The sequence below is a fragment of the Streptomyces nitrosporeus genome (genome assembly GCF_008704555.1).
GTDB classification, from domain to species: Bacteria; Actinomycetota; Actinomycetes; order Streptomycetales; family Streptomycetaceae; genus Streptomyces; species Streptomyces nitrosporeus.
The window spans coordinates 5,112,048-5,135,147 of record NZ_CP023702.1 but is presented as its reverse complement, the minus strand read 5'-3'; the positions used below and the strand labels follow the sequence as shown (position 1 = coordinate 5,135,147).

Here is a 23,100-nt window from a genome sequence, read left to right as displayed (position 1 = left end):
CCAGGGATGCCGTTGACGCGACGAGCACCGCATGCACCAGCGGACGCCTCCAGGACCTGCCGTGTTCCTGTCTCTCCTCGTGGCTCACAAGCCGCCGCGGGTCACGCCCACAGCGCATACGAGGTCTCTGCCGCATCATCGAACGCTCCTCTCCAGAGTTTTCCTGCCAGGGAACACCTTCTCCCTGCCCGGCCATCCTCTCCGGCGTGACGGGTTCTCCCGCCTGCGCAACGCGGCACCATACGGGTGGTTCCGGTCCCGCACAGAGAGCTGAGTTCACGGGAGGAAAACAGCGAACCTCGTAAGTTCGCTCCGGCCTCATGGAAACGGCGACGGAAGGACTTCCGCTCACCTCGGGGGCCGACGTCGCATCAGAATCGTCAGCGTGGCCCGGGCGTCGCGGCGGCGGTCCGGCGTGGCGGCCAGGACCGAGGTGAGCGCGACGGCGGCGAGGACCGCCGTATAGAGGGTGCCGCCGGCGGCGGCGAGGGTGGCGGCGTCCTGGAGAAGTGCGGGGAGTACGGGCACGGTGGTCCTTCCGTTTCGACGCCCGGCCTGTCCGGTCGCCGGGCGGTGAGGCCACTTTGACGACCCGGCGTGACAGGTGGCCATGTCCGGTCATCGACGCTCCTGAAACCGCAGCTCAGCGGGATAGTTAACAGCAAGGAACTTCGACATGGAGATACTGTGAAGGCTTCTGTTCCCGGTCACACATACCGAACGGCCCGTAGGGCGTTCGGCCGGAAGCTGAACCAGTTGGGGAAGAACGCCGACGAGCGGGAGCCCGGCAGTTGGGCCGCCTGCGTAAGCGCGGCCGGACTGAGCCGGAGAAGGGTCTCGGCGTGGTGCCAGGGCCGGTCCGCGCCGCTGCGCACCAGCACACCGGCTGTGAAGGTCCTGGTGACGAGCCTGCGGCTCAAGGCCGGTGAGCCCGCGGAGTTCGACGCCGAGTGGGCACGGGCGCTCGAAGCGGCACAGCGGGAGGGGGAGGGGCGCCGGGGCGTTCCCTCCTCCTGGGCCGGCCCCGGAGGCGTGAAGAGCGACACCTCTCGCCAGGCCCGCGCGGCCGCGCTCGCGGCCATGCGGGACTTCGCGTGCGACCCCGCTCCCGACGCCCCTTCCTATCTCTGGTGGCAGGCGCCGCAGTGGGCCGGGAAGAGCACGCTGCTGGGCGATTTCGTGTCGCGGCCGCCCGCGGGGGTCGACATCGTCTTCTGTCCTCTCGACCCGGTCCGTGGCACCGATCGTGCCGAGGGGTTCGTGACGTGCGTGGCAAAGGAGCTGATGGGACTGCTGGGGGTGCGAAAGCCGTTTCCCCGGCAGGGATTCTCACCCGCCGGCCTTCAGGCACTGTTCCGGAGGGCCGCGGCACGGGAACGCCGGCTGCTGCTGGTGGTGGACGGTCTGGACGAGGACGCCGCGTGGAGCGGCGGGCCCCCGGGGGCCCGGAAGCCGGACGCCAGCATCGCTTCGCTGCTCCCGCACGTACCGTTACCGGCGTCCGGGCGCGCCGCGGAGTCCGCGGTCCGCGTCATCGTCTCGAGTCGTCCGGCGAAGAGACCGCCTTCGGACGTGCCGAAGTCCCATCCTCTGCGGAAGCGGAGGTACGTACGGGTGCTCCCTCCCTTGGTGGGTGACGAGGACGTCCGGTACATCGCCGGCGTGGAACTGGGGCGGCTGAGGGAGACCCCGTTGGGGTGCACCGTGGCCGGGCTCCTCGCAATGGCCGAAACCACTTTGCGGGCGGAGGAGCTGGCAGAGCTGGCGGGGGTGGACCGGGCGGAGATCGACCGTCTGCTGAAGAGTGCGCGGGGCCGTTGTCTGGTCCCCGACCGGGCGGGCACCGACACCGGCGCATACGTACTCGGGCACAGCGAACTGCTGCGGGCCGCGAAGGAGCTGAGCGGTTCCGCTCTGCTGGAGGACTGCACCGGGCGGTTGCACGCCTGGGCCGAACGCTGGCAGCGACAAGGCTGGCCGGAAGCCACCCCCGGTTATCTGCTGTCCCACTACCCGCGCCTCCTGCGCGACGCCGGGCGTACCGAGCGCGTCGTACTCGACCCGCGGCGCCAGCTGAGGCTTGTGGCGTCGGGGCGTCTGGACGAGGCACTGGCGCAGCTCGGACGTGTGCCGACCGCAGGAGGGGAGGAGGTGGGGGCAAGGGCGGGAGTGGCTCTCTCTCGAGCGGCGCTGTCCGGCCGCGCCCGGTTCGAACCGGGCGGTTTCCCCCGCCTGTTCGCGCTTGCGGGGGATGCTTCCCGAGCCTGCGCACTGGCCTGTTCCGCACCCGACGGGGCGGTCGCCGCCCTGCGGCTGGCGCAGGTGGCCGAGGTCCTCTCCGTCCAGCGGCGGGAGGAGGCCGAAAAGGCCGGCGAAGAGGCAGTCGTACGAGCGAGGCGGTTCTTCGCTTCCGTCCCGGACGGTACGGCCGACCTGAGCGAGAAGGCCGGTGAGCTGCTTCGGGCGGGTCTCGTGCTGCGTGGCTGCGGGCAGCGCGAGGCCGGACTTTCGGTTCTGTACGCGGTCGCCGACCACGCGGCCGCGGGGTGGGACTCCCGTATGCGCGCGATCGAGGTGCTCGATCAGGAGGGGAGGGCGGACGGGGAGACGGACGGGCCGCTCGGCAGGGTGATGGAGCATGCTGAGGCGCTGAGCTGGGGAACGTTCGCCGAACAGGCCGAAGCGCTGGAGATCTGGGCCCACATGGTGGCGGACGGCACGGGGGCGCGGGACCGTGTCGAGGCCTTCTGCGCCGGACTGGACCCCGCGTCGGACCTGACGCACGTCGACCTGCTGGCACTCGGTGCCGGTGCCCTGGCCTCGGTGCGCCCGGACAGTGCCGGGGAACTCGCCCTGCGGGCACGCCGGGCACTGCTCGGGGCTTTCACCGACCCGGAGACACGTTCACCGGCCGACCGCGGCCATCTGCGTCTCGAACTGTCCACCACACTCGCGCGCGTGGTGGCCGCTCTGCGTGAAACGGGGCACGGGGAGCGTGCCGGGGAGGTCCTCGAACTGGTACCGGACGGTCTGCTCCTGGATGTGCTCGGTGATGACGTCCGGGAGCCCGCTCGCGACGTGATGGGCCGAGCCGTGGGAGACGGTCCTGGCGAACCGCCGCCCGGAGAAGACCTGTTCGAGGAGATCGAGGCAGCGTTGCGGAAGGATCCTGTCGCCGGTCGGGAACTGCTCACGGCCGCCTTCGCCCGGCGGGAGAAGGACGCCGCGGTGGCGAACACCCAGGGGTGGGGGCTTCCGCTCGCCGAGGCCCTCGCGAGGGCGGGTCGTTCCGACGAGGCTGCGCGGCTCGCGAAACGGTCGCGGGAGCCGGCCGGGCTGGCGGGTGCTCTGGCCGTGGTGTCGACAGGCTGCGCGGTGGGCGGTGACTCCGTCGGGGCCGTGCGTCTCGCGCGGAGCGCCGCGGGGATGGCGGCGTCGGCGGACGATCCAGCCGTACGCAGCCTCGTGGCGCAGGCGTTCGCCTACGCCGGTGATGCCGACGCCGCGGAGGAGTGGCTGGGTCCGCGGAATCCCTCGGGCAAAAAGCCCCGGAAGGCCGTACCCGTGGGAAACGCGGCGGCCACGGGGCCGGTCCTCCCCGGCCTCCGGGCCACGGGCCGGCTCATGGAGGAGAGGGCGGGTGAGCTCGGCCGTCTGGCCCGCCTCCCGTATCTCAGGGGCCGTGCGCTCCCGGGCCTCGTGGATCTGCTGCTCGCACTGCCGGACCTCACGGAACACGGTGCCGCCGTGTGTGCGGCGCTCGGTGCCGCCTGTGCCCGCCCGGAGGAGGACCTGCGCGGCTGGGACGCGCACTCCGTGCTGCTGAACGGCCTGCTCGCCGCGAGCGGGTGCTGTCACACGGTGCCGCCGATGCGCGACAACCTGAGCCGCTGGGAGCACTCCATGGCCACGACCCCGCTCCCTCCGGGCGTGCTCCCTGTCGCCGAGTGGGCGGTCCTGCATGCTTTCCGGGGTGATGCCCGCGGGATGCGGCGCACTGCCGAGCGGGCCGAGACCTCGGAGGAGCGCTCGGCTGCTCTGGCCGCGGTGGCGACGTACCTCGCGAAGGTGCCGGTCGTTCTTCCGGTGGCGGACGGGTGGGCGCCGCAGCGGACTTCGGTGCTGCGGTTCCTCGCTCTCGCCGACGCCTTGGGGGCGGACTCCTCCCGGGACGAGGAGGAGGCCCGCCGTCTCGCGTGTGAGGTGCTGGCGGGCGAGCACTGGCGGTACGCGCTGCCGCTCCTGCCGCGGCTGGCCCCGGATGCTCTCCCCCGGCTCGCGGAACTGGCTCTCGCGCATACGGCCGGAGCCACCGGGTGAGGCTTCGGCGGGCCGGCCGCGTACGGTGCACCGGCCCGCCCGCGCGCCTGGGGGCCTTCGGTTGCCGCCCGTCCCCTCGCCCCGGCGGCCCGGCGTGCTCGTACGCCCCGGAGCGCCCTGCGCCCGCCGGGCGGGAACGCCACGTCGTCCGAGGGGGAGGCGGCCGAGGGCCGCTCCTGGGCCCGCCGGTGCCGCGCGGTGCCTCACACCGTCCGCAACCGCTCCAGGGTCCCCGCCAGTTCGCCCCGCAGGATGCCGCCCGCGCGGTCCGCGTCGCCCGTCCTGACGGCGTCCACCAGAGCGGCGTGCCCCGCGTCGCCGTGGTCCGGTTCGGTGGCGCGCAGGGCGAGGAGGCCGAGCATGTCGATGAGGCCCCGGCGCAGGGCGGGGACGAACCGGGTGAACAGGTCGGTCAGTACGGGGTTGTGCGCGGCGGCGACGACGGCGGCGTGCAGGGCGATGTCGGCGTCGACGAACGCGGCGTCGTCCGCGTCCCCGGCCGCGCGCCGCCCGGCCAGGGCGGCTTCCAGGGCGCGCACGTCGTCCTCGGTGCGCCGGGTCGCGGCGAGTTGGGCGGCCTCGACCTCGATGAGCATGCGGACCTCGTAGACGTCGGTGACGGCGGCCCGGCGCAGCTGGGTGGCCCAGTCCTCCTGGGCCTCGGTCGCGATGACGAAGACACCGGCGCCCTGGCGCGCCTGGACGAGGCCGGCCCCGGCGAGCGCCCGGAGGGCCTCGCGGACGGTGGAGCGGCCGACCCCCAGGGACGCGGCGAGCGTGGTCTCGCCGGGCAGCTTCGTGCCCACCGGCCAGGCGCCGCCGGTGATCTGCTCCCGCAGCCGCTCGGTGGCCTGCTCGACCAGCGGTGACGGCCGCAGGACTCCGAGACCGCCGGATCCGCTCGGTGACATGCCGTCCGCCTCTCCTCACACCTCAGCTTGTCTGAGGAGTTCCTTTGCCCTACTGTACCCGGCATGCCACAGCGCGAGGTCCTTCTTCTCGGTCGCCGCTGCGGGGCCTGAGACGACCGGCTCCCCGCAGCGGTGGTCGTGCCGCGCCGGTCGTCCGACGGCCGACGAAGGAAGTTCCCTGTGACCGCGACTGTGCCCGTGCCCCCCGGGGCCACGGCGTTCCCCACCCTGCGTACCCCCTCCGGCGGTGTTCCCGACCGTGCCCCGGCGTGGAATCCGCAGCGTCCCAGTGCGATGCCGCACCACCGTTACCGCCCGGCCCATGACCGGGTGGCCCTGCCCCTGGCCGACCGCTCCTGGCCGTCGGCCCGGCTGACCGAGGCCCCGCTGTGGGTGCCGGTGGACCTGCGGGACGGCAACCAGGCGCTGGCCGAGCCCATGGACACCACGCGCAAGCGCCGGATGTTCGACCTCCTGGTCGCCATGGGCTTCAAGGAGATCGAGGTCGGTTACCCGTCCGCCAGTGAGACCGACTTCGGCTTCGTCCGGCACCTGGCGGAGAGCGGCGCGGTACCGGACGACGTGACGGTGTCGGTCTTCACCCCTGCCCGCCGGGACCTGATCGACCGCACGGTCGAGTCGGTCGCGGGGCTCCCGCGCACGCTCGTCCACCTCTACACGGCCACCGCGCCCGTCTGGCGCGATGTGGTCCTGGCCCGGTCCCGGGCCGGGCTGCACGCGATGATCCTGGACGCCGCCACGCATCTGATGCGGCGCGCGGAGGAACGGCCGGGCGCGGACATCCGGTTCGAGTTCTCCCCTGAGGTCTTCAACCTGACCGAGCCGGACTTCGTGCTGGAGGTGTGCGACAGCCTGACCGGGCTGTGGGAGGCGTGCGCGGACCGGCCGGTCGTCCACAACCTCCCGGCCACGGTGGAGATCGCCACCCCCAACGTGTACGCCGACCAGATCGAGTACATGCACCGCCATCTGGCCCGCCGGGACGCGGTGATCCTCTCCGTCCACCCGCACAACGACCGGGGCACCGGGGTCGCCTGCGCGGAACTCGCCGTACTGGCCGGTGCGCAGCGCGTCGAGGGCTGCCTGTTCGGCAACGGTGAGCGTACGGGGAACGTCGACCTCGTCACCCTGGCGCTCAACCTGTACGCCCAGGGGGTGAACCCGATGATCGACTTCTCCGACATCGACGCCGTACGGGAGGTGGTGGAGCACTGCAACCGCCTCCCGGTGCACCCCCGCCACCCCTACGGCGGGGAGCTGGTCCACACCGCGTTCTCGGGTACCCATCAGGACGCGATCTCCAAGGGGCTGGCCCGTCACGCGGAGCGTGCCGCCGCAGAGGGCGTGCCGGCGGACGCCCTGGCGTGGGAGGTGCCGTACCTGCCCATCGACCCGGGTGACATCGGGCGGACGTACGAGGAGGTCATCCGCATCAACTCCCAGTCGGGCAAGGGCGGGATCGCCCATATGCTGCGGTCCCGGTACGGACTGGACCTCCCTTCGGCCATGCGCCCCGACTTCTCCCGGGAGGTGCAGCGGGTCGCCGACGCGACCGGCCGGGAGCTCTCCGCCGAGGAGCTGTGGGAGCTGTTCCGAGCCACGTACCTCGCTCCCGCCGGGGGCGGCCGGGTCGAGATGCTCTCCTGGAGCACCGCCGAACCGGCGCCGGGCGCACATGAGTTCAGCTGTGTGCTGCGTGCCGACGGCCGGGAGTACTCCGGCAAGGGTGCGGGCAACGGTCCGCTCGCCGCCCTCACCGACGCCCTGCGCACGGCCGGTGTCACCGTCGGCATCCTCGGTTACTCGGAGCACTCGACGGCCGCGGGGCCGGACAGCCCTGCCGTCGCCTATGTCCGGTGCCAGGTCGCCGGCGCCTCCTCGGACCCCGTGGTCGCCTGGGGCGCGGGGTGGGACACCTCGGTCCTCACCGCGTCGGTCCGCTCGGTGCTGGCGGCCGTCAACCGCGCGCTGGGAGACCGGCCGTGACCACGGAGACGGCGGCCGGCGGCGCCCCGGACGCGGAAGCGGCCCCGGCCCGTCCGGCGGACGCTCCCCCGGTGCTGTGCGCCCGGGACGTGGACGTCGTACGCGACGGCAACCCGATCCTGGAGGGGCTGTCACTGACCGTGCGCGCCGGTGAGCACTGGGCGCTGCTCGGTGCGAACGGTGCCGGCAAGAGCACCCTGCTCGGTCTGCTCGGCGCCCTCACCCACCCGTCGCGCGGGACGGTGGACGTCCTGGGGCACCGGCTGGGGCGGGTCGATCTGCGCAGCCTGCGTACGTACGTCGGCCATGTCGATCCGCGGCACGCCCTGCGGTCTCCGCTGAAGGTCCGCGATGTCGTGCTGACGGGGCTGACCAACAGCATCGAGCGCGTCCCCCGCCGGCATCCGACAGCCGAGCAGTCGGCCAGGGCCGACCATCTCATCGGACTGCTCGGTCTCGCCCATCGCCGGGAGGCGGCCTGGCCGACCCTGTCCCAGGGCGAACGGGGGCGTGCGCTGATCGCGCGGGCGCTGATGCCCCGCCCACGGCTGCTTCTGCTGGACGAGCCCGCGACCGGGCTGGACGTGGCCGGACGCGAGCAGTTGATCGAGCGGATCGACACGCTCCAGCAGAGCCATCCGGAGCTCGCCTCGGTGCTGGTGACGCATCACCTGGAGGAGCTGCCGCCCGGTACGACCCACGCGATGCTGCTGCGGGGCGGGCGCCGTCTGGCGGCGGGGCCGGTCGGGGAGACCCTGACCGGTGAGCTGGTCAGCGCCTGTTTCGGCCACCCGGTACGCCTCTTCCGGGACGAGGGCCGCTGGTCCGTACGGACCGGCCGCACGGCGGCGGCGCAGCGGCCGGGCTGACCGGGGCGGGCGGGGGCCGGGGCGGACAAGGGGCCGGGGCGGGCGCAGGTCGGGGGTGGACAAGGGCCGGGGGTGGACAAGGGGCTGGAGGTGGACAAGGGGCCGGGGCGGGTCCCCCGGGGGGCGGTGCGTCCGCCCCGGTTCGTGGCGTACGGGCCGGCGTGAGCACTTGCCGGGCCTTCGCTCATGAGCTTCTTTCGAAGGGGGCGGGATCGCTTCCGGTGCCCCGCCGGAGCCCTCTTCGAACACCCACTCCCCCGCCCCCCGGGCATGGAGGCGACTCACCGTGCTGTTCACCGACCGTACGGACGCCGGGCGCCGACTCGCAGAGGAACTCGGGCATCTGCGGAGCGGGGACCCGGTGGTCCTGGGGCTGCCGCGTGGCGGGGTCCCGGTCGCGTTCGAGGTGGCGCGGGCCCTCGGCGCGCCGCTGGATGTGACGGTGGTCCGCAAACTGGGTGTGCCGTACCACCCCGAGCTGGGTTTCGGAGCCATCGGCGAGGACGGCACACGGGTCATCAGCGCCGACATCGTCCGCCGTGCCGGGGTCGGTGACGAGCAGATCGCCGAGGTCGAACGTGCCGAGGAGGCGGAGCTGGCGCGCCGGGCCCACGCCTACCGCGCGGGCCGGCCGCGACTGCCGCTGGCGGGCCGCACGGTGATCGTGGTGGACGACGGGATCGCCACCGGTGCGACGGCCCGCGCCGCCTGCCAGGTGGTACGGGCCCAGGGCGCCGGCCGTGTCGTGCTGGCGGTCCCCGTGGCGTCCCCGGAGGTGGTGGAGCGGCTGCGCGAGGACGTGGACGAGGTGGTGTGCGTGTCCACCCCGGTCCCCCTGGCGTCCGTCGGCGAGTGGTACCGGGACTTCTCGCAGACCGCCGACGACGAGGTGGTCGCCCTGCTGGCGCGGGCCACGGGAGGCGGCCCCCGGGAGGCCGGGGCCGGGGAGCAGGCAGGGGAACGGACCGGAGACCTGGCCGGGGAGGGGGCCGAGGGCCGGGCCGGGGACATCGAGGTGGCGGCGGGCGGGGTCCGGCTGCCCGGGAGTCTCACCCTCCCGCGCGGCACCGGTGCGGTCGTCGTGTTCGCGCACGGTTCGGGCAGCAGCCGGCACAGCCCGCGCAACCGTGCCGTGGCGGAGGCTCTGAACGCAGCGGGTCTGGGCACGCTGCTCTTCGACCTGCTCACCCCCGGGGGGGAGGGCGACCGTGCCCGCGTGTTCGACATCGGGCTGCTCGCGGAACGGCTGGCGGACGCCACCCGCTGGGTACGCGACCGGGTGGGCGTCCCGGTGGGAACCTTCGGCGCGAGCACCGGTGCGGCGGCGGCTCTGCGGGCGGCAGCGTCCGCGGATTCCGGTGTGGGGGCGGTGGTCTCCCGGGGCGGACGCCCCGACCTCGCGGGCGCGGACCTGGCCACGGTCCGCGCGCCGACCTTGTTGATCGTCGGCGGCGACGACACCACGGTGATCGATCTCAACCGGCAGGCGCAGGCTGCGCTGCACTGCGAGAACCGGCTGGAGGTCGTCCCCGGCGCCACCCATCTGTTCGAGGAACCGGGAGCCCTGGACCGGGTCGCGGACCTGGCCGGACGGTGGTTCACCCGGCACCTCCTGCCGGACCGGGCGGACGGCCCCGGCTGAGCCACCGCCCTCCGCCGGCCCCGGCCCCCGTCTACCCTCTGTCGCACGGAACGGGATGCCGGGTGCCACGGTGGTGGGGGCGGAACGGCAACCGGGCGAAGCGGCGGCCGGTGGACGGAGCGGACGGAGCCGCGTGGCGACGAGGGCGGAGTGGTGGCGGGCGTGCGGGTGACGGCTGTGGACGGCCAGGGCGTATCGGCGTACATCGAAGAAATCCGGGAGGTCTACGCGGACGCCTTCTCCGGGCCGCCGTGGAACGAGGACCCGTCGGCGGCCGGGCGGTACGCCGAGCGGCTGGCCTCCGACGCGGTCCGCCCCGGCTTCATCGGGGCCGTGGCGCTCGGCGCGAGCGGACCGGGCCGTACGGGCGGTCCGGACGGCACAGGCGAGCCGGGCCGCACAGACGGACCGGACGCCGCAGACGGACCGGGCGGCACAGGCGAGCCGGGCGGGGAGAGGGAGCCGGGCGGGCAGGGCGAGCCGGGCGGGGAGAGGGAGCCGGGCGGGCAGGGCGAGCCGGGCGGGGAGAACCGGGCGGCCTGGGAGAGCGGGCCGGGTGGCGGTGTGTGCGGGTTCGCGACCGCCTGGACCACCCCCGCTCCCTTCCCCGACGACCGCAGTTACGCGGACGTCGCAGCGGCCCTCGGCCCGGACCGGGTCGCCGCCTGGCTGTGCGGGGCGCTGGAGATCGACGAACTGGCCGTCGCTTCCTGGGCCCGTGGCACCGGTACCGGCTTCGCGCTGCTCGCGGCGGTCACCGAGGCGGCCCCGGACGGACGGTGCTGGCTGCTCACCTCGTTGCGGGCAAAGGACGCGGTGCGGTTCTACCGGCGTGCCGGCTGGTACCAGGTGCCGGTGGGGGTGCCCGGGAGGGGAGCTCTGGCCGTGTTCCTCGGCCCGGACCATCCGGCGGCCCCCGCCACCGGAGCGTACGGCGCCGAGTAGGGGCGGCCGGACAGGAGACCCGAGCCCTGCGTGGCGTTCCGCGCCGGGCCGGGTGTCCCAGCCCGTCCCGGCCGGGTCCTCGGCCATTGACGGAGTCCTCCGCCCCCGCTACGTTCCGAGGCGCTGAATCCTTTCAGAGCCAATCTGTCCAGCGAATCCGGGAGCGTCCGGGGCGAGGGGGCGGCGTCATCATGCAGCGTGTCTGTTTTCTGCTGAAGGTCCGGGCGGACCGACAGGACGAATACCGTCGGCGGCACGCGGAGGTGTGGCCGGAGATGCTCGCCGCGCTGTCGGACTCCGGCTGGCACAACTACTCGCTCTTCCTCCGCGAGGACGGCCTGCTCGTCGGATACCTGGAGACGGAGGACTTCGACGCGGCCCGCGAGGCGATGGCGGCCACCGAGGTCAACGGGCGGTGGCAGCGGGAGATGGCGGAGTTCTTCGAGCAGCCGGAGGCGCCGGACGAGGCGATGGTCCCCCTGACCGAGGTCTTCCACCTCGCCTGAGCCCCGCCCGGCACCGGAACCGGGCCCGGCCGCCCGGACCGCTGCCCGGTCGTGGATCCCCCGGGCCGCCGCCCGGCCCCGGGTACCCGGGACCGACGCCCGGAACCGTCGCCCGGAGCCGTCGCCCGGGACCGACGCCCGGAGCCGGTCCGGCCACCCGCCCCCGGGCGACCGGACCGCCCGCCCGCACGGGACGCGGGCCGCAGCTCGCGGGACGCGAGTCAGGGATCAGAGGTCAGGGATCAGGGGTCAGAGGGCAGGGATCAAGGGGCAAGGGTCAGTCCATCTCTCCTTCGCCCTCCCCGCCCGGCGCCCCGTCACCACTGCCGCCGCCGATCCGCTCGGCCTGCTCGATCGCGGTGGCCAGCTTCTCCACCGAGCTGTCCTCCGTGGCGGCCGCCAGCGTGCGCGCGCGGTCGGCGAGTACGCCGAGCGCGGGGGTGCCGGGCAGGTCGCCGCCCCGGAGTACGTCCGCGAAGTACGCGGCCACGGCCGTGACCTGGAGCCGGGGGTCGCTGTCCGTCCAGAGCGCGCCGTCGACGGCGCCGGTCTCCACCGAACCGGTCTCCTCCCGCGCCGTGCGGGTCTCCGGGTCGAGCCAGCGCACGGTGGCGGTCGCCACGTGTCCGGACGCGCCCTCGCGGAGCCGTACGGCGTACAGCGCGGTCACCGTGTGGCCGGGGCCGACCTCACCGCCGTCCACGCTGTCGTCGCGGAAGTCCTCGTCGGCGACCTCGCGGTTCTCGTAGCCGATGAGCTTGAACTGCCGCACGGTCTCGCGGTCGAAGGCGACCTGGGCCTTGGCGTCGCGGGCCCTGAGTTCGACATGGGCGGGCAGTTGGTCGACGAAGACCTTCCTGGCCTGGGCCTCGTCGGCGACGTAGGTGGTGTTGCCGTCCCCCTTGTTGGTGAGGGTCTCCATCAGTTCGTCGCCGTAGTCGCTGCCGACGCCGACGCCGAAGAGGGTGATGCCGTATTCCTCGCGCGCGTCACCGACCCGTTCGAGGATCGCCTCGCCCTCGGTCTCCCCGGTGTTGGCGAGGGCGTCGGAGAGCAGGACGACCCGGTTGTTGGCGCCCTCGCGGTATCCGTCGACCGCTTCGTCGTAGCCCTGTTCGACGCCGGCCGCCACGTTGGTGGAGGCGGCGGGCTCCATCTCCCCCACGGTGTCACGGATCTCGGTGCGGTTGCCCTTGAGCCGGGTCATCGGCAGCAGGGTCTTCGCCTCGTCGCTGAAGGTGACCAGGGAGACGGAGTCGTCGTCGCGCAGCTCGTCGGTGAGGATGCCCAGCGAGGTCTTCACCAGGTCGAGGCGGCCGGGATCGGCCATCGACCCGGAGATGTCCACGACGAAGGTCAGTGCTGCGGGCGGGCGTTCGGAGGTGCGGGCGGCGGGCCTGGTGGCCAGTCCGACGCGTACGAGGGACCAGTCGCCCGCACCGGCGGCCCGCGCACCGTCGACGGTGACCGAGAACCCGTTGCCCTCGGGCCGCTCGTATCCCTGCTTGAAGCTGTTGACGAACTCCTCGGGCCGTACGGTGCCCGGTTCGGGCAGCCGTCCGTCACCGAGCGTCCGGCGCGCGTAGCCGTAGCTCGCGGTGTCGACGTCCAGGGCGAAGGTCGAGAGGTAGTCCGGTGCGGCCTTCTCCGCTCCGGCGGCGCTGTCCTCCTCGCCCTGCCCCGGTGCCGCCTCGTCCCGCTGCCCGGGAGCGGCGGACCCCTGCGCGGGGGCCGGTGTCCCCCCGGCCGCCGGCGCGCGGGTGCCGGTGTTCCGGTCGGCGGCGGTCTCCTGGTCCGGGCCGCCCGCGCCGCAGCCGGTGATCAGCATGCCGCCCGCCAGCAGCAGAGCCAGCGCGCCGTGACGGTTCCTCGTCCTGTGTTCCATCCGTACCCCCCATGTCGTCGGGAACATCTGTGGATGGGACGTACGAGGTGCCGGGGCGGATCGGACGAATGTGTTGCGGAAGAGTCTCGATGCGGCAACAGCGCCCGGGAGGGGGCCGGAAGGTCTCCCTCAGGACACGATGTCCTTACGGCTGAACCCCCGGAAGGCGAGAGCGAACAGGATCAGGGCATAGGTCACCGATACGGCCGCGCCCTTCACCATCCCGCCCCACTCCAGTTCGGGCTGGAGGGCGTCCGCCCAGGCGAACTGCCAGTGGGCGGGCAGGAATTCGCGCCAGGAGCCGAGCGCGGTGACGGCGTCGAGCACATTGCCGACGATGGTCAGCCCGACCGCGCCGCCGACCGCGCCGAGAGGGGCGTCGGTCCTGGTGGACAGCCAGAAGGCCAGTCCGGCCGTGACGAGTTGGGAGACGAAGACGAACGCGACCACGAGGGCGAGCCGGGGCACGGTGTCGGCGGTGGCGAGCGCTCCCCCGGTCGGCAGCCTCAGCGGCCCCCAGCCGTACGCGACGGCTCCCGCGGCCAGGGCGACGAGGGGCAGCAGCACCATCGCGGCCAGGCTGAAGCCGAGCGCCACGACCAGCTTGCTCCACAGCAGCCGGGCCCGGGGCACGGGTGCGGCCAGCAGGTAGCGCAGCGAGGACCAGCTCGCCTCGGAGGCGACGGTGTCCCCGCAGAACAGCGCGACCGGTACGACCAGCAGGAAGCCCGCCGAGACGAACAGGCAGGTCGCGGCGAAGTTCGCGGCGGATTCCGTGGCCACGTCCATCAGGTTGATCCGCGAACCGCCCCCTCCCCCGCCCTCACCGCCGGGGGTGCCGCCGATGGCGAAGGCGACGATCAGGACGAAGGGCAGGGCGGCCAGCACCCCGCCCATGAGCAGGGTGCGCCGTCTGCGCAGCTGGCGCATCGCCTCGACGCGCAGCGGCAGGGTGCGGCCGGCACGGTAGCCGGGGGCTTCGGCCAGGCTCCGGAGGTCGGTCGAGGTACTCGTGTCCGTCTCGGCGCTCATGCGGAACCTCCGGAGATCAGGGTGAGGAAGGCGTCCTCCAGGCGGCGGTGCGGCCCGACCCCGGTCACCCGTACGTCCAGGCGCACGAGTTCGGCGACCAGCCGGTCGGTGGTGGCGCCGTCGAGGCGTACCAGCAGCCCGTGGCCGTCGTCCGTGCGGGTCACGGAGCCGATGCCCGGCAGGGCGGCGGCCTTCTCGGCGAGGACCTCGGGCACCTCCTGGGCGGTGGTGACCAGCAGCATGTCCCCGGAGCCGGTGATCTCGGCGACGGGCCCGGCCTGGACCAGCCGTCCCCGGTCCATCACGACGAGGTGGGTGCAGGACTGTTCGACCTCGGACAGGAGGTGGCTGGAGACGATCACGGTGCGCCCGCCCGCCGCGTACCGGATCATCACGTCCCGCATCTCGCGGATCTGCGGCGGGTCCAGACCGTTGGTCGGCTCGTCCAGGATCAGCAGGTCCGGCATGCCGAGCATGGCCTGGGCGATCGCGAGCCGCTGCCGCATGCCCTGGGAGTACGTCCGTACGGCGCGGGCCAGCGCGTCGCCGAGTCCGGCGATCTCCAGCGCCTCGTCGAGACGGGCGTCCTGGGCGGGACGGCCGGTGGCCTGCCAGTACAGCTCCAGGTTGGCGCGCCCGGACAGGTGGGGCAGGAATCCCGCGCCCTCGACGAACGAGCCGACCCGGGACAGCACGGGCGCACCGGGGCGGATGGCGTGTCCGAAGACCCGGATCTCACCGGCGTCGGGGGTGATGAGCCCCATCAGCATGCGCAGGGTGGTGGTCTTGCCCGCCCCGTTCGGCCCGAGGAGGCCGAGGACCTGTCCCTTCTCGACCCGGAAGCCGAGATCGCGTACGGCGTACCGGTCGGACGACTTGGCGTACTTCTTGGACAGGCCCGTGATCAGGAGCGGTACGCCGGCCAGGGACGGGTCGGGGGCCGGGGTCGTCGTACGCCTGCGCGCGGTGAGCAGGAGCAGTGCGGCCACGACGAGGGCGGCGGCGGGCAGGGCCCACACCCACCGGGCGGGCGGGGCGGCGGCGGTCTTCACGGCGGGCGCGGTGGGGGCGGTGAGCGGCCCGTCGAGGGAGACGGTGTAGGTGGCGGGTTCGGCGGGTGAGGCGTAGCCGAGGTCGGTCGCGGACAGGACGAGACGGAGCCGGTGGCCGGCGTCGAACTCGTGGTCGATGGCGGGCAGGGCCAGTTCGGCCGGCTCACCCTGCTCGTCCGGTGTGATCCGGTGGGGGGTGACGAGCTGCGACGGCAGGAGCTGCTGCTTCCCGTCGGGCGAGACGTCGTACACCTTGCCGAAGAGGACGACGTCCTTCCCGTCCCCCGGCTTCCCGTCCTCCGTCTTCCCGTCGTCCGCCGTCACGTCCTCCGCCGTCACGTCGTCCGCCCTTACGGCGACCCGGACGGTGGGTGAACCGGTGACGCGCAGCGGGCCGTCCAGCGGGGCGGAGTCGTAACGGGCGTACTGGCCGGGGAAGTCCATGGAAAGGCCGACGCCGAAGGAGGACAGCTGTCCGAGTCCGCCGCCGATGCCGGGGACGGCGGAGACGGAGGGCGGTCCGCCGCCCGCGGGGTTGTGGAGGGTCTGCGTACGCCGCTGCCCGTCACCGAGCTCGATCCGCTCGCCACCGCTGTGCAGGCCCGGGTACACGGTGCCGTCCGCACCACGGGTCAGGGCGGCCCCGTCGGTCGAGTCCACCCCTCCGGTCCGGGTGACGCGGAAGGCGGGGCCGGTGTCGGTGCCCTTCTCGTCCTTCAGGTACCGGTCGAACCAGCTGCCGATCCGGCGTTCGACGCGGTCGCCCTCCATGTCGCCGCCGTCGTGGCCACCGGCGATCCAGTCGACGGACACGGGCGCCCCGTTGGAGCGGATGGCCTTCGCCATCGTGTCGGCGTGCGAGAGCGGGAACAGGGAGTCGCTCTGCCCCTGGACGATGAGCGCGGGAACGTCGATACGGTCGGCCACGGCGACGGGTGAACGTTCCGTCAGGAGCCGGCGCGCGGCGGCGTCGGGCTCACCGCTGACCGCGACGCGCTCGTACATCTCGCAGAGCCGCTTCTCCAGCTTCTCGCAGCCGCCGCCGCTCGTGACGAAGATCCCGGCCCACAGCTTCTTGAACACCCCGTCGGGGAACAGCGCGTCGGCCAGGTCCCAGTAAGTGATCATCGGCGCGATCGCGTCGACCCGCCGGTCGTATCCGGCGGCCAGCAGCGACACGGCACCACCGTAGGAAGCACCCGTCACACCGACGCGCGGGTCCCCCTCCGCGTCGAGCCTCACCTCGGGCCGCCCGGCCAGCCAGTCGATCAGCCCGGAGACGTCCTTGACCTCCCGGTCCGGGGCGTTGAGCGTGATCTCCCCGCCCGTCCTCCCGAACCCGCGCGCCGACCAGGTCAGCACGGCGTACCCGTCGGCGGCCAGCTTCTCGGCCTGTGCGCGCACATCGTCCTTGCTGCCGCCGAAACCGTGGCCGATCAGCACGGCGGGTCTGGGCCGCGACCCGCCGGTGGTGAAGTACGAGGTGTCCACGGACACCCCGTTCACCCGCATCATCCGGTCCTCACGATGTACGGACGGCGCGTTGTCGTCGGCGACGGCGGTCCAGGTGCCCGCCCCGACGAGCAGCGCGAACACGGCGACGAGCGCGGCCCGCCGGCCCCGTGACCGGGGGAGGCGGGGAACGCGGGCGCGCCACCGGGAAGTCGGAGTCTGCATGTCTCGACCCTAAACGGCTGGTTCCGCGTCCCGGGCCCACCCCGGGGGGAGGCCACCGCCCTCCCCTGGGGGTACGGGCGGGCCGCTCGTACTCCGGGTGCGGTACGGCAACGCGGGTACGGGGACGGGGCGAGGGCGGAGGCATCCCCGCGTGCGCGGGGAACAGAGGCTGCCTCCCTCGCCGATGCGCACGTCGCCGGGGTCATCCCCGCACTCGGGGAGCGGAGGTACCCGATACCGATGTCACCGCCCGGGGTGGGGTCATCCCCGCGTGCGCGGGGAGCGGATACCGGGCAAGCCGGTGGGTACGATCCGCGTGGGGTCATCCCCGCACGTGCGGGGAGCAGAGCCGGTTGGCCTCCGCCTCCGGCTCGGACAGGGGGTCATCCCCGCACAGGCGGCGGAGCAGTCTTCCTGGCCAGGGGCTCTATCGGCCGGCCTTGCCGTTCTGGTCCGTCTTCACCGCTTCCGGCCCGAGGCACACAGGCTCCAAAGTACCCGCCCGCCCAGCCGCCGAGAAGCGCCGGGTTCACCCGGGCCCGCCCGGTCCGATGTGGGCCAGCACCGCCCCCGCGCCGTCCTCCGCGGCGATGCCACGGGCGAGTTCGGTCGCACGGTGGCGATAGGACGGCTCGGCCAGACAGGACGTGATCGCGTCACCGAGGGTTTCGGCGGTGAGGTCCTGGAACGGCAGTGGCCGGGGGGCGACACCCAACCGGTGCAGCCGGGAGGCCCAGAACGGCTGGTCGGCCATGACAGGTACCGGCAGGGCGGGCACCCCGGCCCGCAGTCCGGCTCCGGTGGTGCCCGCCCCGGCGTGGTGGACGACGGCGGCGGTGCGGGGAACAGCCAGTCGTGCGGGAGGTCGCCGATGGCCAGGGTGTCCGGTCCGCAGCCGTCCAGTCCGGCCCATCCCGCCTGCACCACCGCGCGTACTCCTGCCCGCTTCACCGCCGCCGTCACCAGTTCGCTGAGCCGTTCCCCGTGCCCCGGCGCCATACTGCCGAATCCGATGAACACCGGGGGCGGACCGTCCTGGAGGAAGTCGGTCAGTTCAGCCGGGGGCTGCCAGCCGTACGGCCTCGGAGGCCACCAGTAGCCCGTCACTTCGGCCCGGGACGGCCAGTCCTCCGGGCGCGGAACCGCCAGCTGGCTGAAACCGTGGAAGACCGGCCCGGTGTCCGCCGGTACGGAGGGCGGGGCGGCGGGCAGTCCGAGGCGGGCCCGCAGCCGGGTCACGGCGCCGGCGAAGAGCCCTTCCGCACGCCTCAGCACTTCCTGGCCTGCGGCGAGGTTGCCCTCCGGCCCCAGCTCTCCGGTGTCCTGGGCGCCGGGCAGGGCGAACTGCCGGGTGGCGAACTGCGGTACGAGGTAGGTACCGATGACGGGGACCCCGAACGCCTCACCGGCTGCCCGGCTGAGCGGTGCCGGGCCGAAGGCGGTGAGTACCAGGTCGGTTCCGCCCGCCACGGCCTGCGCCACTCCGTCGGCGAGCCCGTCCGCGTACGCCCTCGTCAACGCCCGGCGTTCCTCCCGCGTCGCGGCACGGGCCCAGCCCCGGATCAGCTCCTGCGGGTCTCCCGGCATGGGCCGGTGATCGAGACCGCACCCGCCGACGAGTGCGGCGAAGGACGGGTGAGCGGCTACGGCGACCTGATGGCCCGCGTCCAGCAGGCGCCGCCCCAGGCCGGTGAAGGGCGCGACGTCTCCTCGTGAACCGGCGGTGATGATCAGAATCCGCATGGGGCGATTCTCCCCGGTGCGCACGGCCCCCGCGCCGCGCACGCTTCGTTTCCAAAGAGACCTCGCCTCCCCGGAAGCCGACGGGTGGTCCTCCTGCTCTCGGCTCGCCTCCGAGGGAGCTTTGGCGGACGGCCCTCAGCGTGTCAGCGTCTCGAAGCCGGCGTCAGCGCAGTACCGCACGACGCTCCCCTCCGCCTCGCCGTCGCTGTTGCCGACCGTCCGCGCCGTCGCCTCGCCCAAGGTGGTGGCTCCCCCGTGGACGCTCTCCTCCCGGAGCGGGCGCATCGCGCGCAACACGTCCTGAGCCACGTCCCCGGCCTCGTCGTACGCCGACGGGTCCGGGGTGACCGTGTCCGCGGAGTTCCGCACCCTCTGCCACATCCCCAGTTCCCTGCAGTAGGTCTCCCGCAGCCCGGTCAGCCTCTGATCGTCTCCGTCCCCGTCCTCGTCCCCGGATGAGGAACACCCCGCTGTCGTCAGCACCAGCAGGGCGAGAACAGGGAGAACGGCCTGACGTACGCGCATCCTTCGCCCCCCGCCGAAAGCCCACGTGTGTGTCCTGTACATCTTCAACTTCCGCAGCAGAGTACAGCTGTCGGCCGTGCTCGGCCCGGTCGACGATCCCGCACAGAGGCACAGAGGCACAGAGGCGGCAGGGGCACAGGGGCGGCAGGGTTCCCGTACAGCCGGGTGTCACCCGCGAGGGCTCACACCGCTGCCGCCACCGGACGCGGGGCTCCCAGGTCCAGCGGCGTCTCCACGGGCAGCAGGGCGGCTGCCCTCTCCCGCTCCCCCGCCCGCACGGCCGCGTGCACCTCACGCGCCAGGGGTGTGACATCGCGTATGGACACCGTCCACTCGTCCGCGTAACGCCGGGATGCCTCTCCCGCCAGTCCGAGTTGCAGCGAGCGGTACCCGAGCGGGTTCAGGTCCAGGTCACGTTCGGGGTCCCACTGCACCCGGGCCGGTGCCGCACGCAGCGCCCGCTTCCACGCCGCCTGGTCCTCGTGCACACCCCGCACGTAGTGGGAGAGTTCGGCGTTCTCCAGGGCCCAGGCGAGACCGCTCCGTTCGATCTCGACGGCGAGGACGACCTCCTGTCCCTCCTTCGTCCCCCATCCGCAGCGGTACATCATCCACAGGAAACTCGGCTTGATCCACGTCATCCGCTCCCGTTTCCACGCGTCGGGAAACCTCCCGTCGCGTGCGGCCGGCAGTCCGATGGCGGGACGGTACGCCTGGTACACGGTGACGGTGGACTCGGTGTGCTGTGCGCGGATCTCGTAACGGGGCGGAAGGAGAGGGTCGTTCATGCGGCCCAGGATGCGCGACCCCGGTGCGCCCCGGCATCTGGTTTTCCGTACGCGGTGCGGGGGTGTCCACCGACGCCGCCCGGAAAAGCCCCAGCCGGCCGGGTTCCTGACGTGGCAAAGCCCGTCCGGCCACGTGACCGGTGGTCCCGCCGACGGGTCGACGACCTCGGACAGGGCAGTCGGCGACGACAGCCCGTGGGCAAGTCAGCTCATCAGCAGAAACACCGGTCACATCACTGTCAGCGGGTGGCTCCGACCGGGGACCAGATCTCCTCAGTTGCGGAGCGGCACCGCCACGGACTCAGCAGCGGCTGGTCGCCCCGTTGTCGTCGAGGTTGTCGTCCGAAGTCCAGCCCTCGATGCTCGTTCCGTCGATCCGCACGTGGGTCCAGGTGTTGCCGTAGTCGTTCACCACGTAACAGTGGTAGTACAGGTGGGTGCCGACGGGGACCGTGGTCGTCAGGTCGGCGCATGCCGAGTACGGGCCGGACTTCAGATGGGTACCGCTCTTCGTCATGTAACCGTGGCCTGCGTCGGGGTTGCTCCATCCCCATCCGCTGCAAGAGACAGCGGCGGCCGGCGTGGCGGTGAGCAGAGCGTTCGTCGGGATGACCAGGCCGAGAAGGGCTGTGGAAAGGATCGCCGTCCTCTTGGTCTTCCGAAAACGAGCGAGCAACTTCAAGGTGATCTCCTCTCAAGCTGCCGCGCATCGCAAGATGTCGCGGCAGGTCGTTGTGGGATCTTCGACGGGAAGTAAACCCAACTGCTCCCTCTCCAGCCATCTCCGTTTCTTTCTTCGGCCCGCCGGGCCCAGAAGACGGCGCAAAAGTGCCCCATACATCTGCCTCTCATGGCCACAGCAACGACCTGCTCCCGACCGGTGCACGCGAGCCCCTCGGTTTCGCCCGTGAAGACTTCACCATTGGCTCAGAATGATGCTCCGGCGCCTTCCCGGGGGAAGGTCAGCGGCAACTGGTGTGAAATTCTGGCTCCGCGCCCATTTATCCGCTTCCCCCGCGAAGCCGTAGGCCGCCATCGGAGTACAGAACGAGTTCGAGTACCTTTACCCGGCCTCGGCGACGGGCTTCCCCGCGTGCGGGAAGTATCTTCGCCCACCCGACAGACCTGTTCCGGCCGGAATATCCCCGCGTACGCGGGGAGCAGAGTCGGCCCGGGCAGATGCCCGCGCTGAGGATGGGGTCATCCCCGCAACGCGGGGAGCAGCCGTCGCCTCGCTCGACACGCACCGCCTGATCGGGGTCACCCCCGCACGTGCGGGGAGCAACTCCCTGGCCAGGGAGTCCGGCGGCCGCTCTCGCCGCCCTCGACCCCTTTCACCGATGCGGGCACAGGCGGCAAGAAGCCCAGGGCGGTATGGCTGGCACCCGGGACGGCGTACGGCAGGGCGATCCGCGGCTCGAAGTGCTTGCGGCCGGGCCAAGCCTCCAGGGCCGAGCCGCCGGAGTCCGGGCGCCAGGGCCCCGCCGCCGGGCCCCGGCGGGCGCGTCCGGGACCCGGCGCTCAGTGGTTGGCCAGGCGCTCAGCGGTTGGCCAGGAAGCTCACAGGAATCTCAGTGGTTGCGCGGGAAGCCGAGGTCCACGCCGGTGGGGGCGTCGGCCGGGTCGGGCCAGCGGGTGGTGATGACCTTGCCCCGGGTGTAGAAGCGCACGCCGTCGTCGCCGTAGATGTGGTGGTCGCCGAAGAGGGAGTCCTTCCAGCCGCCGAAGGAGTGGTAGCCCACGGGGACGGGGATCGGGACGTTGACGCCGACCATGCCGGCCTCGATCTCCAGCTGGAAGCGGCGGGCGGCTCCGCCGTCGCGGGTGAAGATCGCGGTGCCGTTGCCGAACGGCGAGGCGTTCATCAGGGCGACGCCTTCCTCGTACGTGCCGACGCGCAGCACGCACAGCACGGGGCCGAAGATCTCGTCCCGGTAGGCGTCGGAGTCGGTGGAGACGTGGTCGAGGAGGGAGATGCCGATCCAGTGGCCGTCCTCGAAGCCGTCGACCGTGTACCCCGTGCCGTCGAGGACGACGTCGGCGCCCTGGGCCGCGGCGCCGGTGACGTAGGAGGCGACCTTGTCGCGGTGGGCGGCGGTGATGAGCGGGCCCATCTCGGAGGCGGGGTCGGTGCCGGGGCCGATCTTGATCTTCTCGGCGCGTTCCTTGATCCGGGCGACCAGGCCGTCCCCGGCCGAACCGACCGCGACGACGGCCGAGATGGCCATGCAGCGCTCACCGGCGGAGCCGTACGCGGCGGACACGGCGGCGTCCGCGGCGGCGTCCAGATCGGCGTCGGGGAGGACCAGCATGTGGTTCTTCGCACCGCCGAGGGCCTGTACGCGCTTGCCGTTCGCGGAGGCGGTGGTGTGGATGTGACGGGCGATCGGGGTGGATCCGACGAAGGAGACGGCGGCGACGTCGGGGTGGGCGAGGAGGGCGTCGACCGCGGCCTTGTCGCCGTGGACCACGTTCAGTACGCCGTCGGGCAGGCCCGCCTCCGCCGCGAGTTCGGCCAGCAGGTTCGCCGCCGAGGGGTCCTTCTCGCTGGGCTTGAGGACGAAGGTGTTGCCGCAGGCGACGGCCAGCGGGAACATCCACATCGGCACCATGGCCGGGAAGTTGAACGGGGTGATCCCGGCGACGACGCCGACCGGCCGGCGGATCGAGGCCACGTCGACCCGGCTGGACACCTCGGTGGAGAGCTCGCCCTTGAGCTGGGTGGTGATCCCGCAGGCCAGTTCGACGATCTCCAGGCCGCGGGCGACCTCGCCGAGGGCGTCGGAGTGCACCTTGCCGTGTTCGGCGGTGATCAGTGCGGCGATCTGGTCGCGGTGGGCGTCCAGCAGGGCCCGGTAGCGGAAGAGGACGCTCGTGCGGGCGGAGAGCGAGGAGGTGCCCCAGGTGGCGTACGCGGCCTTCGCGGCGGCGACGGCGGTGTCCACCTCGTCGGCGGAGGCGAGGGCGACCCGGGTGGTGACGGCGCCGGTCGCCGGGTCGGTGACCGGGCCGTAGTTACCCGACGTCCCCTCGACGGTCTTGCCACCGATCCAGTGGTTGAGGGTCTTCAAGGCGGGGCTCCTTCACAGGTGGCGCGGTACGGGATGTGCGGTACGGAGTCGGCGGTACGGGCGCGTGGCGCGCCGGGTTCACGGATGGCGGCGGCACGGGGGCGGCGCGCCGGGCCGGGGCGGCGGT

At 72.9% G+C, this 23,100-nt stretch carries 15 protein-coding genes and 2 pseudogenes; 6 read left to right on the top strand and 11 right to left on the bottom strand.

From position 1 onward, the window contains the following. Window positions 1-348: 348 nt before the first annotated feature. Entirely contained in the window at window positions 349-528 is a 180-nt protein-coding gene (locus tag CP967_RS22730; RefSeq protein ID WP_150489736.1) for a hypothetical protein, read from the bottom strand. Between the two features lie 228 nt (window positions 529-756). Between CP967_RS22730 and CP967_RS22725 the strand changes: the two genes are divergently transcribed. Beyond that, window positions 757-4,320 carry a hypothetical protein gene (locus tag CP967_RS22725; protein ID WP_150489735.1) on the top strand — a complete coding sequence of 1,188 codons (3,564 nt, stop codon included), beginning with the start codon at window positions 757-759 and terminating at the stop codon, window positions 4,318-4,320. A 203-nt stretch (window positions 4,321-4,523) separates the two neighbouring features. Here the strand turns inward: CP967_RS22725 and CP967_RS22720 are convergent, their stop codons facing one another. After that, window positions 4,524-5,231 carry a FadR/GntR family transcriptional regulator gene (locus CP967_RS22720; RefSeq protein ID WP_150489734.1) on the bottom strand — a complete coding sequence of 236 codons (708 nt, stop codon included), beginning with the start codon at window positions 5,229-5,231 and terminating at the stop codon, window positions 4,524-4,526. Window positions 5,232-5,525: 294 nt separating this feature from the next. Here CP967_RS22720 and leuA point away from each other — a divergent pair, with 294 nt between their 5' ends. The 5 genes and pseudogenes from leuA to CP967_RS22690 all read left to right on the top strand — a co-directional run bounded on the left by leuA (window position 5,526) and on the right by CP967_RS22690 (window position 11,200). Next, a complete protein-coding gene (gene leuA, locus CP967_RS22715) occupies window positions 5,526-7,238 on the top strand; it encodes a 2-isopropylmalate synthase (protein WP_229888246.1) in 1,713 nt (570 codons plus the stop codon). A gap of 71 nt (window positions 7,239-7,309) precedes the next feature. After that, the gene (locus tag CP967_RS22710) at window positions 7,310-8,107 is read left to right on the top strand and encodes an ABC transporter ATP-binding protein (RefSeq protein WP_190175020.1); all 798 of its coding nucleotides are present in this window, start codon (window positions 7,310-7,312) and stop codon (window positions 8,105-8,107) included. A 286-nt stretch (window positions 8,108-8,393) separates the two neighbouring features. After that, window positions 8,394-9,749 (top strand): phosphoribosyltransferase family protein, encoded by a 1,356-nt coding sequence (locus CP967_RS22705; protein WP_150489732.1) that lies wholly within the window; start codon window positions 8,394-8,396, stop codon window positions 9,747-9,749. 555 nt (window positions 9,750-10,304) lie between these two features. Continuing rightward, window positions 10,305-10,694: pseudogene (locus tag CP967_RS22695) on the top strand (GNAT family N-acetyltransferase); the annotation flags it as partial. 191 nt (window positions 10,695-10,885) lie between these two features. Then, on the top strand, window positions 10,886-11,200 hold the full coding sequence (locus tag CP967_RS22690) for an L-rhamnose mutarotase (RefSeq protein ID WP_150489731.1): 315 nt from the start codon (window positions 10,886-10,888) through the stop codon (window positions 11,198-11,200). A gap of 277 nt (window positions 11,201-11,477) precedes the next feature. Here the strand turns inward: CP967_RS22690 and CP967_RS22685 are convergent, their stop codons facing one another. The 9 genes and pseudogenes from CP967_RS22685 to CP967_RS22650 form a co-directional block, all read right to left on the bottom strand. After that, window positions 11,478-13,085, bottom strand: coding sequence for a vWA domain-containing protein (locus CP967_RS22685; protein WP_150489730.1), 1,608 nt, complete (start codon window positions 13,083-13,085; stop codon window positions 11,478-11,480). Window positions 13,086-13,214: 129 nt separating this feature from the next. Then, on the bottom strand, window positions 13,215-14,117 hold the full coding sequence (locus tag CP967_RS22680; protein ID WP_150489729.1) for an ABC transporter permease: 903 nt from the start codon (window positions 14,115-14,117) through the stop codon (window positions 13,215-13,217). Beyond that, a complete protein-coding gene (locus CP967_RS22675) occupies window positions 14,114-16,846 on the bottom strand; it encodes an alpha/beta fold hydrolase (protein ID WP_150489728.1) in 2,733 nt (910 codons plus the stop codon). The genes CP967_RS22680 and CP967_RS22675 overlap by 4 nt, the downstream gene beginning before the upstream one ends. Window positions 16,847-17,375: 529 nt before the next feature. Beyond that, the gene (locus CP967_RS35260) at window positions 17,376-17,759 is read right to left on the bottom strand and encodes a glycosyltransferase (protein WP_308436084.1); all 384 of its coding nucleotides are present in this window, start codon (window positions 17,757-17,759) and stop codon (window positions 17,376-17,378) included. Between the two features lie 686 nt (window positions 17,760-18,445). Further along, a pseudogene (locus CP967_RS35255) lies at window positions 18,446-18,589 on the bottom strand (glycosyltransferase); the annotation flags it as partial. Window positions 18,590-18,724: 135 nt separating this feature from the next. Then, window positions 18,725-19,114 carry a hypothetical protein gene (locus CP967_RS22665; RefSeq protein ID WP_150489727.1) on the bottom strand — a complete coding sequence of 130 codons (390 nt, stop codon included), beginning with the start codon at window positions 19,112-19,114 and terminating at the stop codon, window positions 18,725-18,727. A 182-nt stretch (window positions 19,115-19,296) separates the two neighbouring features. After that, complete coding sequence (locus CP967_RS22660) at window positions 19,297-19,902, bottom strand: DUF4291 domain-containing protein (RefSeq protein WP_150489726.1); 606 nt, start codon at window positions 19,900-19,902, stop codon at window positions 19,297-19,299. 301 nt (window positions 19,903-20,203) lie between these two features. Then, on the bottom strand, window positions 20,204-20,584 hold the full coding sequence (locus CP967_RS22655) for an SH3 domain-containing protein (protein WP_150489725.1): 381 nt from the start codon (window positions 20,582-20,584) through the stop codon (window positions 20,204-20,206). A gap of 889 nt (window positions 20,585-21,473) precedes the next feature. Next, window positions 21,474-22,973: a CoA-acylating methylmalonate-semialdehyde dehydrogenase gene (locus CP967_RS22650; protein ID WP_150489724.1), complete on the bottom strand. Its 1,500-nt coding sequence runs from the start codon at window positions 22,971-22,973 to the stop codon at window positions 21,474-21,476. Window positions 22,974-23,100 lie beyond the last annotated feature (127 nt).

Bases quoted from the DNA above. Each gene is read 5' to 3' on its own strand.
- CP967_RS22720 (WP_150489734.1), bottom strand. From the start codon at position 5,231: ATGTCACCGAGCGGATCCGGCGGTCTCGGAGTCCTGCGGCCGTCACCG.
- leuA (WP_229888246.1), top strand. From the start codon at position 5,526: ATGCCGCACCACCGTTACCGCCCGGCCCATGACCGGGTGGCCCTGCCC.
- CP967_RS22690 (WP_150489731.1), top strand. From the start codon at position 10,886: ATGCAGCGTGTCTGTTTTCTGCTGAAGGTCCGGGCGGACCGACAGGAC.
- CP967_RS22685 (WP_150489730.1), bottom strand. From the start codon at position 13,085: ATGGAACACAGGACGAGGAACCGTCACGGCGCGCTGGCTCTGCTGCTG.
- CP967_RS22680 (WP_150489729.1), bottom strand. From the start codon at position 14,117: ATGAGCGCCGAGACGGACACGAGTACCTCGACCGACCTCCGGAGCCTG.
- CP967_RS22675 (WP_150489728.1), bottom strand. From the start codon at position 16,846: ATGCAGACTCCGACTTCCCGGTGGCGCGCCCGCGTTCCCCGCCTCCCC.
- CP967_RS35260 (WP_308436084.1), bottom strand. From the start codon at position 17,759: ATGGGCCGGACTGGACGGCTGCGGACCGGACACCCTGGCCATCGGCGA.
- CP967_RS22665 (WP_150489727.1), bottom strand. From the start codon at position 19,114: ATGCGCGTACGTCAGGCCGTTCTCCCTGTTCTCGCCCTGCTGGTGCTG.
- CP967_RS22660 (WP_150489726.1), bottom strand. From the start codon at position 19,902: ATGAACGACCCTCTCCTTCCGCCCCGTTACGAGATCCGCGCACAGCAC.